This window comes from Streptomyces sp. NPDC057010, from assembly GCF_042673805.1.
In the GTDB taxonomy this organism is placed as follows: Bacteria; Actinomycetota; Actinomycetes; order Streptomycetales; family Streptomycetaceae; genus Streptomyces.
Map to the genome: position 1 here is coordinate 75,415 of NZ_JBHUSC010000016.1, position 16,747 is coordinate 92,161.

Annotated in this window: 8 protein-coding genes; 5 read left to right on the top strand and 3 right to left on the bottom strand. The window is 67.0% G+C overall.

All coding sequences use genetic code 11. From position 1 onward, the window contains the following. The first annotated feature begins 261 nt into the window (after positions 1 to 261). From ACFTXQ_RS16790 to ACFTXQ_RS16800, 3 genes are all read left to right on the top strand, one after another. Positions 262 to 1,131 (top strand): hypothetical protein, encoded by an 870-nt coding sequence (locus ACFTXQ_RS16790; protein WP_382641363.1) that lies wholly within the window; start codon positions 262 to 264, stop codon positions 1,129 to 1,131. 117 nt (positions 1,132 to 1,248) lie between these two features. Next, complete coding sequence (locus ACFTXQ_RS16795) at positions 1,249 to 1,626, top strand: hypothetical protein (protein ID WP_382641365.1); 378 nt, start codon at positions 1,249 to 1,251, stop codon at positions 1,624 to 1,626. Next, positions 1,623 to 2,291: a nucleotidyl transferase AbiEii/AbiGii toxin family protein gene (locus tag ACFTXQ_RS16800; protein ID WP_382641367.1), complete on the top strand. Its 669-nt coding sequence runs from the start codon at positions 1,623 to 1,625 to the stop codon at positions 2,289 to 2,291. The genes ACFTXQ_RS16795 and ACFTXQ_RS16800 overlap by 4 nt, the downstream gene beginning before the upstream one ends. 84 nt (positions 2,292 to 2,375) lie before the next feature. Here ACFTXQ_RS16800 and ACFTXQ_RS16805 read toward each other — a convergent pair whose 3' ends face one another. From ACFTXQ_RS16805 to ACFTXQ_RS16815, 3 genes are all read right to left on the bottom strand, one after another. Next, positions 2,376 to 3,506, bottom strand: a complete 1,131-nt coding sequence (locus ACFTXQ_RS16805; RefSeq protein ID WP_382641369.1) for a DUF6183 family protein — start codon at positions 3,504 to 3,506, stop codon at positions 2,376 to 2,378. Positions 3,507 to 3,791: 285 nt separating this feature from the next. Next, the gene (locus ACFTXQ_RS16810) at positions 3,792 to 4,391 is read right to left on the bottom strand and encodes a hypothetical protein (protein WP_382641371.1); all 600 of its coding nucleotides are present in this window, start codon (positions 4,389 to 4,391) and stop codon (positions 3,792 to 3,794) included. Between the two features lie 352 nt (positions 4,392 to 4,743). Beyond that, a complete protein-coding gene (locus ACFTXQ_RS16815) occupies positions 4,744 to 7,932 on the bottom strand; it encodes a VCBS repeat-containing protein (protein ID WP_382641373.1) in 3,189 nt (1,062 codons plus the stop codon). 511 nt (positions 7,933 to 8,443) lie between these two features. On the opposite strand from ACFTXQ_RS16815, the gene ACFTXQ_RS16820 reads away from it, so the two are divergent. Both ACFTXQ_RS16820 and ACFTXQ_RS16825 read left to right on the top strand, forming a co-directional pair. Continuing rightward, positions 8,444 to 15,799: a polymorphic toxin-type HINT domain-containing protein gene (locus tag ACFTXQ_RS16820; protein ID WP_382641375.1), complete on the top strand. Its 7,356-nt coding sequence runs from the start codon at positions 8,444 to 8,446 to the stop codon at positions 15,797 to 15,799. After that, positions 15,796 to 16,647 carry a hypothetical protein gene (locus ACFTXQ_RS16825; protein ID WP_382641377.1) on the top strand — a complete coding sequence of 284 codons (852 nt, stop codon included), beginning with the start codon at positions 15,796 to 15,798 and terminating at the stop codon, positions 16,645 to 16,647. The genes ACFTXQ_RS16820 and ACFTXQ_RS16825 overlap by 4 nt, the downstream gene beginning before the upstream one ends. Positions 16,648 to 16,747: the final 100 nt, after the last annotated feature.

Genomic DNA, 16,747 nt, shown 5'->3' on the forward strand with positions numbered 1-16,747 from the left:
GTTCCTGACCCCTCCGGCAGCCGTCGAGGAAAATAAGAGCAAGAAGCGTGGCTCCTCCATTACCCGTCGCCTCCCCTGGTTGGCTCCCGTTCCGGGAGCGGAGAGGCGCGCGATGTCCGGTACGGGACTGCACGAGGCAAATCGGCTCGACACGAACCGAAACGATAGGCCAGCTGCGACGGGGGGCCTGGTGCGGCGCAAGCATCTTGCTCTTATTCTGACTGGGACGAGCGAATGCTACGAACCCTGGAAGGTTTTCTCATGAGCAGGGCACCGGAACCCCGCCACACCTCCGGCTCCGGCCGCGCGGCCTTCACCTCCTTCCTCTCCTCCCTCCCCGGCACATCCACCCGCTCCCTGCGGCACACCTACCTGCAGGAGTACGCCGCACACCTCGCCACCGCCCGCGGCTGCCGCGAAGCCGACCTCACTCTCGCCGACCTCCTCGACCCCGCCCACGCCACCGCCTGGCTCGACGCTGCCGCCCGCGGCGAGACCCGCAGGCGCAACAGCCTGCGCGGACCCGCGGCCCCCGCCTCCGCCAACTCCATGGCCGCGCGCACCAGCACCCTCAACACCTTCTCCGCACACGCCGGCCGCCCCCTCGCCCTCACCGTGCCCAAGCCCGAGTTCGCCCCCCGCCTCACCCCGACCGAAGCCCACCGCACCCTGAGGCTCCTCACCGCCCACCCGCCCGAGGGCATCCTCCCCGCCACCTGGGAACGCACCGTCGCCCTCATCGCCCTCGCCGTCACCACCGGCCACGGGCTCGCCCACCTACAGCCCATGACCCTCGACGACGTCCAGCTCGAACGCCCCCTCCCCCGTGCCCGTGCCGCCGGAGCCTGGTACCCCCTCGACACCGCCAGCCGCCACGCCCTCGCCCGCTGGCACGACACCCACCACGCCCTCACCGCCGGCCACCGCAAGACCCTCCACGGCGGCGACGTCCACCAGCTCTGGGTCACCACCGCCCCCGGCCGCCCCCGCGACGGCCGCCCCACACCCCCCGCCGGCCTCCCCGCCGCCCGCCGCACCCTCGAAGCCGCACACCGCCGCCTGGTCACCCTCGCCCTCGGTACCCCCCTCCTCCTCGAGCAGTTCTGCCCCGCCGACCCCGCCGGCACCTGACGGCCACCGGTCACCCGTAGCCGTGTGACCTGCGCAAACCACGCCACCGGTGAGGATCGTGCGCACAGCGTCGCCGGAGTGCTGCGGGAGACCCGCGTGGCACGGGATACTGGGCCCATGGCCACGATGTCCCGCCCGCCCGTGCCGCCCGTACCGCCGGCCTCCGCCGCCGACGTTCTGCGCGCCCGCTACGCCGCGCGCCTGCCCGCGTCCCTGGCCGACCTGGCCGGGCCGGTCTCCGGCACCGTCGAGCTTCCCCTCCACGTGGCCTGGTCCGGGATGCGCGCGTACGACCTCGACCGGCCGCGCCAGCGCATGAGCCTCTACCGGACCGTCCTGGCCGAAGGCCACCGCGAGGACCTGACCGCCCTCCTCGACGAGGGCCTCCTCGCCGCGCAGTGGCCCGTCCTGCGCACACTGGTCAGCCGGCACGTCCGGCAGGTGTGGGAAGACGCCTTCCCCCGGCTGACGGACCACTCGAGCGCCGCTGCGTGAACCTGACCGACCTCCACCGCCGGCTGCTCGCCGACGTCATCGCCATCGGCAGCCCGTACCCGCTGGTCATCACCGGTGGATACGCAGTCCAGGCCCACGGCCTCGTCGACCGGCTCAGCCAGGATCTCGACGTCGCCACCGAGAACCCCGCCCCCATGGCGGACATCGCCGCCGACCTCGCCCGCCAGCTGACCGCCCGCGGCTGGCACATCGCCGTCATCGGCGTCGACCCGCTCTCCGCCCGGCTGATGGTCACCGACCCGGCCGACGGCGCCGAGTGCGAGGTCGACGTACTCAAGGAGAACCTCTGGGCCGCCCCCGAGCCCACCCCCTACGGACCCGTCCTCGCCTTCGACGACGTCATCGGCACGAAGGTCCGCGCCCTCGCCGACCGCGGGGCGGTCCGCGACATCATCGACGTCCACGCCGCCGCCCAGCACCGCACCCTCACCGACCTCGAACGCCTCGGCCGACGCCACGGCCGGGACAACTTCCGCCTCGACGACCTGCACGACCGCCTCGCCGGCGCCGATTGGTACGACGACGAGGAATTCGCCGCCTACGGCCTCGACCAGAACGCCATCACGGCCGTACGAACCTGGGCCCGCCACTGGGCCAGCACCCTCGAAGCCAGACTCGACGCCGACCCCGAAGAGCCCTTCTGACCTCCACAGTCGGGCTCGACCGTAGTTCTCAGCCCCTCCGCGACAGGGAACCGAGCGACGTTCACCACCCGGCACACCAACACATCAGTCCGTATCCGTAGCGGCGAGCACCGCCACACGTCGGCGGTCCGGGGAGACAGCAACCACACCGATGTCCCAGGCCACACGCTCGAACCACTCCGTGTCCGCGCTGAAACCCAGCCACGTGCATTCCCGTACGCGCGCCTCGACCTCGCCGAAGGCGGCGCCCTCCATGACTCCGGCAAGCCCAGCCAGGGACTGCCACGCCGCCAGGCGCCCGTACGCACCGTGAGAACCGGAGTTGTACGCCCCTCCCGTGGACGCCGCAGCGAAGAGCTCTTCCCATGCATGAGCCGGCGGACAGACGGCGACGGAGAGCGGGGACTTCCCGCCCACCCCGTTCAGGCTCTCCAACCCCAGAGCCAGGAGCAGGTTCGGAACCGCCGCCTCGCCCAGAGGGTCCCCGAGAGCGAAGACCCGCGCCTCAATGCGCCCGTTGGACTCCTCGGCCCAATTTGCCACGGCCCTGGCCATCAGAGCGGCTTCGGCGTCGGTGGTCGTCTCCACCACCGATGGAACAGGCACGCTGGCGACCACTGCCATTTCGCGGCTGTCCGAGGCACCGTACGGCATCGCGTGGCTGCGGCCGCCGATGCTGTAGGTGGGTAGATCCGGTCGCCCTTCCACATCGGACAGAGTCAAGGGCAGCCATCCCAGCGGGTGATGACGCCAATGCGGCGATGTCGCCCACTCCGCGACCCCCGGCGCCTCCGCCACGACGACATCCCTGAGTACCAGCTCGTGGACCAGACAGGCGCGAAGCTCCTCGGAAGCACTCCCGCTGAACACCGGGGCGAAATCCTTCGGCTCATGGCTGGATGCCAGCAACGAGGCGGTGTAGCGGTCCAGCTTCCGGCTCCTGATCTCGGACGATGTGACCAGCCGGAGTGTCTGGACGACATTCCCGCGGCTGCCAGCCGTGGTGGCAAGGAGCTTCAACAGATGGTCGAAGACACTTCGGTACTGCCACAGCTGCGCGCCACGGGCGCCGTACTCCTTGGCAAGAGCGATGCCCAGGTCTGCGCAGAAGGCAGCATCCCCCTGCGCGAAGCGGCTGTCCGCCACCTCCCACACGCCGGCGACGTTCATCAGCGTCGGCAAGTCCGTCACGATCTTCTGTATCTGATCAGCCATGACGGTGAGCGTAGGGGCACATCGTCTCTCCCTCCTCTCACCAATGCCGGCTACCACCCGACGGCAATCGGGCGCGGTCAGCCGCCCGTCGACTGGGCGTATGCGAGCAGTACCGGCTGAGGGTCGCGAGAGTGGGTCATCCCTGCATCTGCGGGGCGCAGGAGAGACCCGGACGAAGTAGGCGGGCTTGGGGTCATCCCCGCGGGGTGGCGGGGAGCAGCGGGTCAGGGCGAGCTGCTTGATGATGAAGCCGGAGTCATCCCCGCGTATCCGGGGAGCGGAGTCCTACCCTTGCCCCACCACCTGCACGCCGGCAAGGGCACCACCCAACTGCGCTGCGGTCACCGGCCCGCGTTCCGGGAGAGCGGCCTCCTGCCAGGCGCGCAGCGCTAGATCCCTGTTGCCGTCGGCTGCCTGAAGGACGTGCCCCTTGGCCTCGTCCTCGCCGATCACTTCTGTCTCCGGGCCAAGATCCATCAAGTGCACCACGACCCGCGCCTTGTGCATCGGGTTCGACGCCAGGGCCTCCATCTCCTTGTAGACCAGCACCCGCCGCCCCACCAGCCCCTGAGCCCTGGCAATCATCGCCGCCCCCGCATCCGTGTCGCCCCGATCCGTACGGATGGCCGGCTCCAGCTCGCCCGAGACGTTGCGCAACAACAGAACACCCCGCGTGCTCGACGCCTCGACCGTGACGCCCAACAGCGTCGCGGGAAACCGCGTCGCCGCAGCCAGCCGTTGAATGTCCCGGGCCACGACGTCACCCAGCACGAACAAGTCGACGGCCAGCCCCCGTACCCGCGCCTGCCACGCGGACTCCTCCCCTACCGGACAAGAACCGGCCGCCTGCGCGGCTGCGACAACAAGGGTCTGATGACTGCTCATGCCCCCCATCATGACCGGCAGATCCGCGCGACCACCGATGCCGAATGCAGCCGGACCCTCTCTGGCTGGGGCCTTACGCGTAGATTCCGGACCACGTAGGCGCGAACGTCGACAACTCGGTCGTTCCCGGCACCGGCTGTCCCATCCCTCGTGCAGTCGCTCCGGTGCGGGGGGCGTAGGCAGCCACGGTGCCGGTAAAGCGGGCACCGTACTCATGGCACTCGCGCCCGCCCCCTCAGTCCCCCCGCAACCCCTTGGGTCGGCTGAGGAGTCTGGACAACAGACTTGGCCGTGCGGACCACAGCGGCCCGGCTTCGAGTGAAGCCGGGCCGCTGTGGCGTAGCAGGTACTGCTAGCCGATGGTGAGGAAGGTGCTCCAGCCGTCTTCGTCGCGGCCGGTGGGGCCGCCGATGGCGGTGGTGGTGCCCTGGTAGAGCCACTGGTGGCCCCAGGTGCCCACGACCCAGATGTCGGGGATGCCGTCGCCTGTGGCGTCGCGGGTGCCCAGGAGCATGGGGTAGCTGGCGCGGCCCCATCCCGAGGTGGCGTAGGTGATGTCCTTGCCGCCGTTGGAGGCGGCTGCTGTGGCGAGGGAGTTGAGGTCGACGCCGCCGTTGGTGCCTGCCTTGCCCTTGCGCAGGATGAGGCCGCGGTCGGGGTTGGCGTCGTCGCGGAAGAGCAGGTCGGCGATGCCGTCTCCGGAGACGTCGCGGACACCGATGAGGTCACGCGCCTTCCAGCCCGGATTGCCGATCTGCTTGACGGAGGTGAAGCTGGCGCCCGTGTAGCCGGTGAAGGCCCAGAAGGTGTCGCCGCCGGCGCCGAGGGCGAACATGTCCGCCAGCCCGTCGCCCGTGACGTCCTCGGTGACGACGATCTGCGTCAGCGTCGCGGGATCGGGTGCGCCCTGTGGCAGCAGGACCTCCATGCGGCGGCCGACGTCGAACTGCCCTATGCCCAGGCCCGGGTAGACATACAGCTTGCCGTCGGGCATGCGGGCGATGAGGTCGGTGAGGCCGTCGCCGGGGAACCAGTCGGTGGAGTGTCCGATCAGCGCGGGCTTTCCGGTGGCCGGGTCCTTCCAGTAGCCGGGGGCGACGGGCTTGCCATTGTCCACGGCTCCGAGGATGTAGGCGTCGGTGTCGCCGACGGCGTCGCCCGCGTAGGAGCGCAGGTTGCCGTCCTTGTCGATGGCGAAGAGGTCGGCGAAGCCGTCACCGGTGGCGTCGCCGGGCTTGTCCAGGCCCGGCCTGGGGCGGACGTAGAACAGGTACTCGGTCTGGCCGGAGATGTTGCCGGCCTTGTTGAGGGTGCGGACGTAGAGGACGTTGGGGCCTGCGGTGTCGACCTGGAGCTTGATCGTGGCGAGGTCACCAGCCGTCGGTACGGCCTTGTGGTCCCACATCGGTCGGTTCAGGCTCCACTGGTACTCGCCGATGTCCTCGGCCTTGACGCCGTTGCCCAGGATCTCGACCACCTGGTCGGGCGTGCTCGCGGGGTTCACGCTCCACTCGGCGCTGTCGGGGCCGGGCGCCGGGAAGTGCGTGGAGCGGACGGCAGGGCTGGGCGGCACGGTGTGGTCGACGGTGAAGGTGCACCAGCCGCCGCCCCCGGAGTCGGCCGGGCCGCTGCCCGGGGACATCCAGCCGTCCCAGTCCATGGTGCGGGACAGCCAGTAGTACTTCCTGCCGGACGTGAAGGCGTCGAAGGGGAGTTCCTGGGTGACCACGCCGTCGGAGTTCGGCCACAGCCATTGCTTGAAGACCTGCGCGCCGCTGGCGGCGTCCCACACCTCGATCTGGACCTGCTGGAGGTTGCCGTCGCGGTCGGTGCCCTTGACCTGGAAGGTGACGTTCGTCTTGCCGATGGCGGTACCGGAGCCGCTGGTCAGGCACGGGCCGCCCGGGACGGTGAGCATGTTCAACGCGAGGGGGGTGTCCGGCGGGGTGTTGTAGACGACCTCGATGTACGGGGCGGTCTCGCCGTTGGCGATGAACTTCTTCCAGTAGTACTCGTTCGACTCGTCCGGGGCTGCGAAACCGAGCGACAGGCCGCCCCAGCCGTTGGCGGCTGCGTGACCGACCAGGTCCTTGATGCTGGGCGCGATCCAGTTGTCCGGGCACGAGCTGTTGTAGCCGTACCCCGACATTTCATTGGAGACCACCCACGCCCAATAGTCGGCGTTGTTCGTGCTGTTCCAGGTGCTCGAGGAGGTGATGTACGGAGTCGAGAAGATGTTCATCCGCTTCTGCTCGCACGACCAGGAATATGTCTGCAGCGCACGTACGTTGGCCGAAATGATGCCGGCGCCGTGGAGCTCGCCGCCGAAATCGAAGTTGAAGATGGACCGCGAGGTGCCGCCGGTGGTGGACTCGTATCCGACGCGGGCCTCGTTCGTGCCGCTCGCGTTGTAGTTCTGGCCGTTGTAGAAGGAGGAGTTTCCTTCCGTCTTGTAAAGCAGCGTCCAGGAGTTCTTGTGCCCCTTGAACGAGGGGTCGATGAACACCGGATACACCGTCTCGGGAGCGCTCAGCAAAGAAGCGTCCGGGGTAAGGGAAAGAATGCCGTCGGCGAGCCCGGCCTTTGCGGGCTTGAGCCGGGCGCCCTCCGCTCCCGCCAGACCGGTGAGCCCCAGCGTCGGATGCTGCTTGGCGGCCTCGGGCGCAATCCAGGCCGGCTCGTCGTCGGTGGTGGCGACCTTGCCGCTGGAGTCCCACATCATGGGCGTCGGCGAGCCTGCGATCTCGGTGCCCTTGTCGTCCTGGGCGCTGACCGCGCCGGAGGGGCCGTCCAAGCGGAACGCCAGGTCGGGCGAGGCGAGCCGGTATTTCAGCTGCCCGAGCAGGGGATCGGCCGCGGCCTGCCTGTCCTTGACGACGAGCACGTGCGAGTACCCGCCGTCCTGAGCCGTCATCACCAGGTCGATCCCGGGCCGCACGTTCTCGTACAGCGCCCGCGGACCGTCGATCACCGGCTCGGGCAGGGCTCCGGGCCAGCTGACCACCATGTCGTGCCCATCGGTGTTCAGGCGGACCAGATCGGTCCACACCTCACCAGGCGTGTCCTGCGTCAGGGACACCCGGCTCACACTCCGCGACGCACGATTCCCGCCATCGGCCGGCTTGCCGGAACCTGCACTGAAGACGACGCGCCCGTTGACCGCCTTGGCCGCGTATCCGCCCTCCACACGCTCGAGGGCGGTGTCGATCGGCTTCCACTGGTCGCCCACCTTGGCACGGAAGGCGGCACTGAAGATCTGCTTGCGGAACGTCCCGTCAGGTCGCGCCCACGTCGTGGTGTTCGCACTTCGCGCGGCGGTGACCTCGACCTCCTTGGCGCTCTTCTCGGCCAGGCGGCGCGCTTCCGGCTCGGCGATGGGAGCCCCCTCGTTGGCGGCCCGAGGCTTCTGCGCCCCGCGTCCCACCACATGCACTCCGACGGGCACAGCCACAGCCACCGCGAGCAGGGCAGCGAGGCCGCCCACCGTCCGGCGCCGCTGGAACCAGCGGCGTATCCGCTGCGCGGTAACTTCCTTTTCCACAACAGTCGTTGGCGGACTGTCGTCCAGCGATTCACTGACAGACACAGGTGTACTTCTCCCCCCTCGGGCGCGTATTTCCGCTGCCCTCGGCACTCACAAATGATTCCGGCCACTGGCCTAAAAAGACGTGAAAGGCATGCTCCCCGCCCGCCGTTCACGCAAAGAGGTGCGAGCAAGCATGAACCATCGGTCTGACATCTTCACCCCCCGAGATGGCCAATCGACCTGCCAATTGCACCCGATTTGCTTCGATTGCCCCAGGGTATGCAGTCGGTAAAGTGACAAAGCCCACACGTGATATCGGAACCGTAGATTTTCTGATCCACGGGCCGCAGAATCAGCTGGCTAATTGTCAGTTCCCTGTCGGCCGTGTGCCATCGCCGCGGCGGCAGAGCGTGGGGGGGTCCACATGTCGCCGTTCTCGGCGAACAATTTCCGCCTGCCCGGAAACAGGAGAGCGCGCGCGAAACGCGCGCGCCTCGCCGGGCGCACCGGCATCACGCTGTCCGTGATGCTGCTTGCATCTCTGCTACCGATCGAGGCCTGGGCGGCGCCGCCGGGCGACCGCGCCGGCGTCGAACTGCCCAGCCTCCAACAGGACCTCAAGGCCAAACTTGACGCGGTCGAGGCCGCGAAGCTCAAGGGCTGGGAAGGCGAAGCGGCCCCACCGCCTCCTGGCTACGAGGCCTCGCAGGTCACGCCGCCGGCCGCCGGCTCTGGCAGCGTCGCCCTGGTGCCTACCGCCGGTGTCGAATTCACGCAGGTCGGCACCCTTCCCGTCAGTCTCGGGAAGACCGAAGGAACCGGTACCGCACCGTCGGGTACCTGGTCGGTGGCCGTCGAGGCGCGCGCCGTGACCGAGGCCGCCAACGTCGATGGCGCCCTCATCAAGATCACTCCGCCTGCCGACGCGTCGACTCCGGTCGACGTCAAGCTGGACTACGCGAAGTTCAGGGACCTTTACGGCACCGAGTGGGCCAGCCGTCTGAAGCTGAAGCAGCTTCCCGAGTGCTTCCTGACCACCCCCGATCTCCCTGAGTGCTCGGTCTCCAGGGACGTCCCGAGTACCAACCTGCCGTCCGAGAAGAAGGTCATTGCGACCGTCGATCCGACCAGCGCGCCCGTGCAGGGCCTGCGCACGATGACGGGCGGTGCCGCGGGCACCATGGTCCTGGCCGCCTCCGATGGCGCGGCGGGTGCGGGTGGTACGTACAAGGCCACGTCCCTGTCCCCCTCCGGCTCCTGGACGGCCGGCGGTAGCGGGGGCGGGTTCTCCTGGACCTATCCGCTAGCCGTCCCCCCGGCTCCGGCCGGTCCCACGCCCTCCATCGCGTTTTCGTACTCCTCCCAGGCCGTCGACGGCAAGACGTCCGTGACCAACGGCCAGGCCTCCTGGGTCGGTGACGGCTGGGACTACAACCCGGGCTTCATCGAGCGCCGCTACCGCCCCTGCGCCGACGACCGCGAGGCCACGCCCAGCAAGCCCAACAACGACAACGCCACCGACAAGAAGAAGGGGGACCTCTGCTGGGCCGGGGACAACGTGGTCCTGTCCCTCGGCGGCGCAACGACCGAACTCGTCCACGACGCCGCAACCGGCAAGTGGATTCCCACGTCCGATGACGGCTCCAGGGTCGAGCTCAAGACCGGCAGCACCAACGGCGCGAAGGACGGCGAGTACTGGGTCGTCACCACCCGCGACGGCATGCGCTATCACTACGGCCGCCACAACGTGGGAACGCACGGCGACGGCACCTCGCCGCGGACCGTCACCGATTCCGTCTTCACCGTTCCCGTCTTCGGCAACCACCCGGGCGAGCCCTGCTACCAGACGGCGTACGCAAACTCCTCCTGCACCCAGGCCTGGCGCTGGAACCTCGACTACGTCGAGGACGTGCACGGCAACGCCATGGTCATCGACTGGGCGAAGGAAGAAAACCGGTACGCCAAGAACGAGAAGTTCACGGAGAAGGACCGCGCCAAGGTCGGCTACATCCGCGGCGGCTACCCGACCCGCATCCTCTACGGCCTGCGCGCTGACAACCTTGCCGGAGCCCCTGCCGGCCGCGTCGAGTTCAAGGTGGAGGAACGCTGCTTCGAGAACCGCGACACCAAGTGCGGCGATGCGCAGTTCGACTCCAAGAACGCCGACGACACGCGCGGGTGGTGGGACACCCCCACCACCCTGCACTGCAAGATGGACGCGCCGAACTGCTACGTCTCCTCGCCGACCTTCTGGTCGCGTAAGCGCCTGTCCGCCGTCACCACGTACGGGCAGCGCACCGAGGGCACCACGGCCCTGACGAAGGTCGATCAGTGGGCCCTGACCCAGTCGCTTCCCAGACAGCGGACCGACACCCACCCCCCGCTGTGGCTGGAGTCCATCACCCGCACCGGATACGGCCCCAAGGACAGCACCAGCGGCGTGTCGTTGCCGGCGGTCTCTTTCCTCGCCAACAAGGTCGACATGCCCAACCGGGTGTCGAAGGGCACCGACCCGAAGACCGGCAAGCCGGACGCGACGCCTGACTTCGATCGCCTGCGCGTGGAGACCATCCGCACGGAAACCGGCGGCGAGATCTACGTCGACTACTCCGACCCCTGCCCGGTAGGCACCAGCCACCCCGCGCCGGAGGCGAACACCACCCGCTGCTTCCCCGTCCACTGGTCCCCGGATCCGGAGCTGGAACCGGAGAAGACCCCGATCGAGTGGTTCAACAAGTACGTCGTGGACCGGGTGGTCGAAAGGGACCGCGTCGCCCGCCAGACAGACGTCACCACCAGCTACACCTACGAAGGTGGTGCAGGCTGGGCCAAGGAGGACGACGAGTTCACCAAGCCCGTACTGCGCACCTACAGCCGGTGGCACGGTTACGCCAGCGTCGTCACCACGCAAGGCGAGACCGCCAACGCGGGCAAGCCCACCGCCACCGAGCAGTCGCAGACCCGCACCCGCTATTTCCGCGGCATGTCCACCCCCGCCGCCAAGATCACGGTCAAGGACTCCACCGGAACCGAGGACCTCGGCGAGGACCTGCCCCAGTACCAAGGACAAGCCGCAGAAACCATCGTGTACACGAAGGCCGGCGGCACCGTCGAGAACCGCCACCTGACCTGGCCACAGAGCAAGGAAACAGCGAGGCGCACCCGGCCCGGCACCACCGATCTGGTGGCCTACCGCAAGGGCGTCGACCGGACCGACGAGATCCAGTCGGTCAGCGGCGGCAAGTACCGCATGGTGCGCACCCGCAACGTTCCCGAGGACACGTACGGCCTGCTCAAGACCACGCAGACCGATGTCATGGAGAACAAGGGCACCGGCTGGACCACCATCCAGCAGTCCTGCAGCAAACCCACCTACGTCCACAACACCGCGAGCAACCTCATCGGCCTGCCGTCCGAGGTCCGCGAGACAACCGGCGACTGCACCGACGCCGGCATCGCTGCCGGAACGCTCCTCAGCGCCGCCCGTACGTCCTACGACGCGGTGAACGCCTTCGGTACGGCCCCCACCAAGGGCCTCCCCTACCAGGTGGACAGCCTCGACGCCGCAGGCACCGGCTGGGTGACTTCCGGGCGCACCGAATACGACGCGCTGGGACGGCCCGTCAAGACCTTCGACGCCGCCAACACACCCTCGACCTCTTCCTTCAGCCCGGCAACCGGACCTGCGTTCACCGTCACCGCGACGAACGCCCTCGGCCACACGGTGACGACCAAGCTCGATCCCGCCCGGGGAAGCGTGCTGGAGGCGACCGACGCCAACGACCGCAAGGTCACCACGACCTACGACGAACTCGGCCGCACCACCGAGGTCCGGACACCGTCGCAGAAGCCGACCGACAAGCCCGCCTACAAGTTCGAGTACCAGATCGCCGAACTCAAGGCGCCGGTCGTCACCTCCCACGCGCTCAAGGACAACGGCACCTACAGCACCTCGATCGCGATCTACGACGGCCTGCTGCGCCCCCGCCAGACCCAGACGGAAGCCCCCGGCGGCGGACGCCTGATCACCGACACCCTGCACACCGCGAACGGCACCGTCAGCCAGACCAACAACGGCTACCACGCCGAAGGCGGCCTGGAGACGACCATCTTCGTCCCGCAGTCGATGACCGAGGTCCACAACTCCACCCAGATCGCATACGACGGTCTGGGGCGCGCCGTGCGCACCACCACCCTGGAGAAGGGCATCGCCCAGCAGTCCGCCATCACCCAGTACGGCGGCGACTGGACCCTGACCCGCAGTGCCATGTCCCCCAGCGGGGCCACCCCGCTCTCGGGCAGCCGCGCGGTCAAGACCACCACTGACGCCCTCAACCGCACCACCGAGGTCGCGCACTACACCACCACCAACCTCGACCCCACCACCAACCCCACAGCGAACAAGACGACCTACGCCTACGACGTACGCGGAAAACTCGCCAAGGTCACCGACCCTGCCGGCAACAACTGGACGTACGCCTACGACGCCCGCGGCCGGATGACCTCGTCCACCGACCCCGACATGGGCACGTCGAAGTTCACCTACAACGACCTCGACCAGCAGGTCTCCACGACGAACGCCGCCGGCGCTGCCCAGTTCACCGCATACGACGTGCTCGGCCGCAAGACCGACGTGCGTGCCGACACCGCGGCCGGCTCCCTCATCTCGGCCTGGACCTACGACACCCTGCCTGGTGCCAAGGGACAACCCGTCGCCTCCATCCGCTACTGGGCCGGCGCCGCGTACACGAGCGAAGTCACCGGCTACGACACCGAGTACCGGCCCACCGGATCGAAGACCACGATCCCGGACGTCGCCGCCACGAAGGGGCTCGCCGGCACCTACGCCTACAGCACCACCTACACCCCCACAGGCAAGGTCCAGTCGACGACCCTCCCCGCCACCCCGGGCGGCCTGGCCGCCGAGAAACTGATCACCCGGTACAACACCGACGGCATGGTGCAGACCATGTCGGGGCTGTCCTGGTACACCGCCGACACCATCTACAGTCCCTTCGGCCAGGTCCTGCGCACTGCCTCCGGCAATGCGCCCAACCGGGTGTGGACGACGAACAAGTTCAACTCCCACACCGGGCGGATCACCGAAGCGAGCAGCCACCGCGAGACCCGCACCAGCCCCGCTTCGGCGCCCACCAACCTCATCTCATCGCTCACCTACAAGTACGACACGGTCGGCAACCCGACCACCATCACAAACACCCAGCCGGGAACCGACGCCCAGCCCGCCCCCCGCACAGAGCACGAGTGCTTCTCCTACGACGCGATGGGCCAGCTCACCAAGGCCTGGACCGGGAAGACGGCGGACTGCACCGGCCCCACCCTGGCAGACGTCTCCGCAGGACCGGACGGTGACGGCTACTGGCAGGAGTACCAGTTCGACGCGATCGGCAACCGCACCCAGCTCATCGACCGCGACGTCACCAACGCGTCTCTGGACGACACGACGACGTACAAGTACGGCGTGGAACTCGGGGGAGGAGCCCAGCCGCCCGTCAAGAAGCAGCCCCACGCGCTGGCAGAGGTCAAGAAGACGACCAAGACGGCGGGCTCCACCGTCGACTCCCTGTCCACCTACACCTATGACGCGGCCGGAAACACCAAGACCCGGCGCATCGACGGCGACGCCCAGACCCTGAGCTGGAACCGCCTCAACCAACTCACCTCTGCCACCAGTCCCGGAATCGGCGCCACGGCCGTCACCGGCCTCGCCGGCAAATGCCTCGACGTCGAGAACGGCAACACGGCCGACGGCACCCCGGTCCAATTGCTGTCCTGCAACGAGACGAAGTCCCAGCAGTGGCGCATCACCGGCGACACCGTCCAGGCCCTCGGCAAGTGCCTCACAGCCGAAGGCGGAAAGGCCCGCCTGTACGCCTGCGACGGCAGGGCCACGCAGAAGTTCACCTACCGGGCCGAGGACAAGACCCTCTACAGCACGGAGGCCAAGGCCTGCGTCACCGTGCCCAACGACAACGCCACCGAGGGCAACAACCTCGACATCTACACCTGCGTAACCGGCTCCGCCGCGCAGCAGTGGACCTTCTCCGACACCACCACCTACCTCTACGACGCCTCCGGAAACCGCCTCATCGAGGAAACCGGCAGCTCCCGCACCCTCTACCTCGGCGAAGCCGAGATCACCGTCAACAAGGCCGGCCAGGCCATCGACGCCGTCCGCTACTACAGCAGCGCCGGCAGCCCCACCACAGTCCGCCGCACCAACGGCAAGACCACCGGCCACAAGCTCTCGGTCCTGCTCACCGACCACCACAACACCGCAACCGCCAGCGTCGACCAGGCCGCAGGCCAGGCAATCACCCGCCGCAAGTCCGACCCCTACGGCAACCCCCGCGGCACCCAACCCTCCGACTGGCCCGGCAACCGAACCTTCCTCGGCACCGGCGTAGACGACCCCACCACGGGCTTGACCCACATCGGCGCCCGCGAATACGACCCCACCACCGGCCGCTTCATCTCCGTCGACCCCATCATCGACATCACCGACCCCCTCCAGATGAACGGCTACACCTACTCGGGCGGCAACCCCATCACCGGCGCCGACCCGAGCGGCCTGAAGAGCGAAGAATGCGGAACGCTCTACAACTGCCACGGACACACGGTCATCACCGCATCCAACTCCCACGAGATCACGTACGCAAGTCAATCCAGCCAGCGGCGGTACTACCAGACATATGCACCAGCTCGGTTCAATATAAAGAAGGCGCTTAAGCAGAATCTCAAGCAAGCGATTAAGGATGTTAAGCTAAAAAAGGAGAAGGTTCCCTCGACCTTCGTCGATCAGCTCTTCTACGGAGCGATCAGCAGTGTCGCGCACACCTCATCACTGTTTGGCTGGTTGGGTGACGGTGACTGTTGGAATGGCGGAGCTGGCGCTCCCGGCTGCGACTATGGCGGCGACTTCGACAATTGGATAGCTAGCCAAGGCGTCAACACCGAAACCGACTGGTACCAGATCCCAGGGTTCCTTGGGGAACTCTGGGGGCACGGCAAGACCGGAGGCGTTCACGGTCCGGGACGTCTAAAGATAGGTTCGTGCAACAGCTTCTCGCCCCATACGCTAGTCCTCTTGGCAGATGGCACGACGAAGGCCATCGAGGACATCCAGCCGGGGGATCAGGTACAGGCCACTGACCCCGAGACCGGAGAAACTTCCACGGAAGACGTTGTCGCTCGGATCAGCGGCCAAGGCACCAAGAGCCTCGTCGAAATCACTATCGATACCGGGTCCGGCTCCAACGTCATCACCGCTACTGACAAGCACCCCTTTTGGATCCCGGCCCTCAAGCAGTGGGTCGACGCGGCAGACCTGATGCCCGGCCAGTCTCTGGGCACCGAGGACGGTACAGAGGCACGGATCTCGCGCATCGAGCGCCGAAGCCAGCAGGCTTCCGTCCACAACCTGACGATCGCGAACGTCCACACGTACTATGTGCTGGCGGGGCAGACTCCGATCCTTGTTCACAACGCGGGCGGGGCAGGTTTCGACCTCGATAAATATGACCGCCCAGGGTACAGCAATTACGTGCTGGTGGATCGGAATAACGTACCTTATTACAGCGGCATGTTTGGCCCGAACGAAACGCCGGCGTCCGTTCAGGGGCGCCACGCTGGAAACAATAATCGATACAACCCTGCAAACGGCGACAGAATGGACGTATTTCCGGGCACACGGACCTACGGTCAATCCCGTCTCCTTGAACAGCGAATGACAGACTTCTTCGGTACCTACATCGGAGAGGATGGCGCCAACTATAGGGGTAATCGCCAGAACCCTATGGACCCGAAAAAGACGCCCGGCTATCTGGCATACGAGAGGTTCAAGAATGGAGGATGCCCGTGAATGGCGACCGCACAAATGTCAAACTAGCGGCGATCGTATTGGAATTCTCCGAAGGAGCTGGAAGTCTTCCGTCGTTGAAGGAATTCCTGCAGCTCTTGGAGTGGTCGTCGAATAGCATCTATTCCGCACCTCTCGCGTTTGAGGCTACCCTGGTGGACGGAACGACCTACTCCGGCCCAGAAGGCTCCAGGGTGCCCGAATTGAGCGATTCGATGTTTACCGACGCGGCCGATCTCCTTGCCGGTTTGTCCGATGGGAGAACCGGGAGCCCTATGCCCCCATCCGATCTGGCGGACATCCTATTGCGTTTCATCAATAACGAAGCGGCGAATCTACTGGATGTGTCCAGCGGAGAGGTTGCTCAGCTCTCAATCGCAGCGACAGGAAGTGCCGCCAAGCCCGAAGCTGGCGACATCCTGGCAATTCCCGCTGACGACGGCTGGTACGCAGTGATCGTGGTGGCACGCAACAGATTCGGGGTCGCGCTCGGACTCTTCCGGGGGAAGTTTGATTCCTTGACGTCCGTAAATCCTCAACATTCCAGCGCGTGTAAATTCCCTGTCTACAGTGATGACGCGCAGGTTCTGAATGGTTCGTGGGAAGTGGTCAGGCGTGATGAAACCCTACTCTCGGCCTTCCCTGATGAACCCGAAATTTACCACTCGCCGATCCCGGTATGGCCGGGGCGTGATTTTGGAGAGTTTGGTGCAGCCGAAACGCCCGCAGGGGATGTCAGGCTGATTGATGGCGATGAAGCAAGGGCCGTTGGGCTTTCGAGTGGGAGCTATAGACAGTCGTATACTAGTGAATTCCTGCAACAGTCGATGAATAGTTTGGTGAGTCACTGACATCGAACTTTCCTGCAGTGAGGCATATACTCGAAATGCTTGGAGCGCCTCTTCTTAAATCCTTGGGGCATCGCTTCTTCGGGTGCTTCGCTGCTGGTCA

Bases quoted from the DNA above. Each gene is read 5' to 3' on its own strand.
- ACFTXQ_RS16805 (WP_382641369.1), bottom strand. From the start codon at position 3,506: ATGGCTGATCAGATACAGAAGATCGTGACGGACTTGCCGACGCTGATG.
- ACFTXQ_RS16820 (WP_382641375.1), top strand. From the start codon at position 8,444: ATGCTGCTTGCATCTCTGCTACCGATCGAGGCCTGGGCGGCGCCGCCG.
- ACFTXQ_RS16790 (WP_382641363.1), top strand. From the start codon at position 262: ATGAGCAGGGCACCGGAACCCCGCCACACCTCCGGCTCCGGCCGCGCG.
- ACFTXQ_RS16810 (WP_382641371.1), bottom strand. From the start codon at position 4,391: ATGAGCAGTCATCAGACCCTTGTTGTCGCAGCCGCGCAGGCGGCCGGT.
- ACFTXQ_RS16795 (WP_382641365.1), top strand. From the start codon at position 1,249: ATGGCCACGATGTCCCGCCCGCCCGTGCCGCCCGTACCGCCGGCCTCC.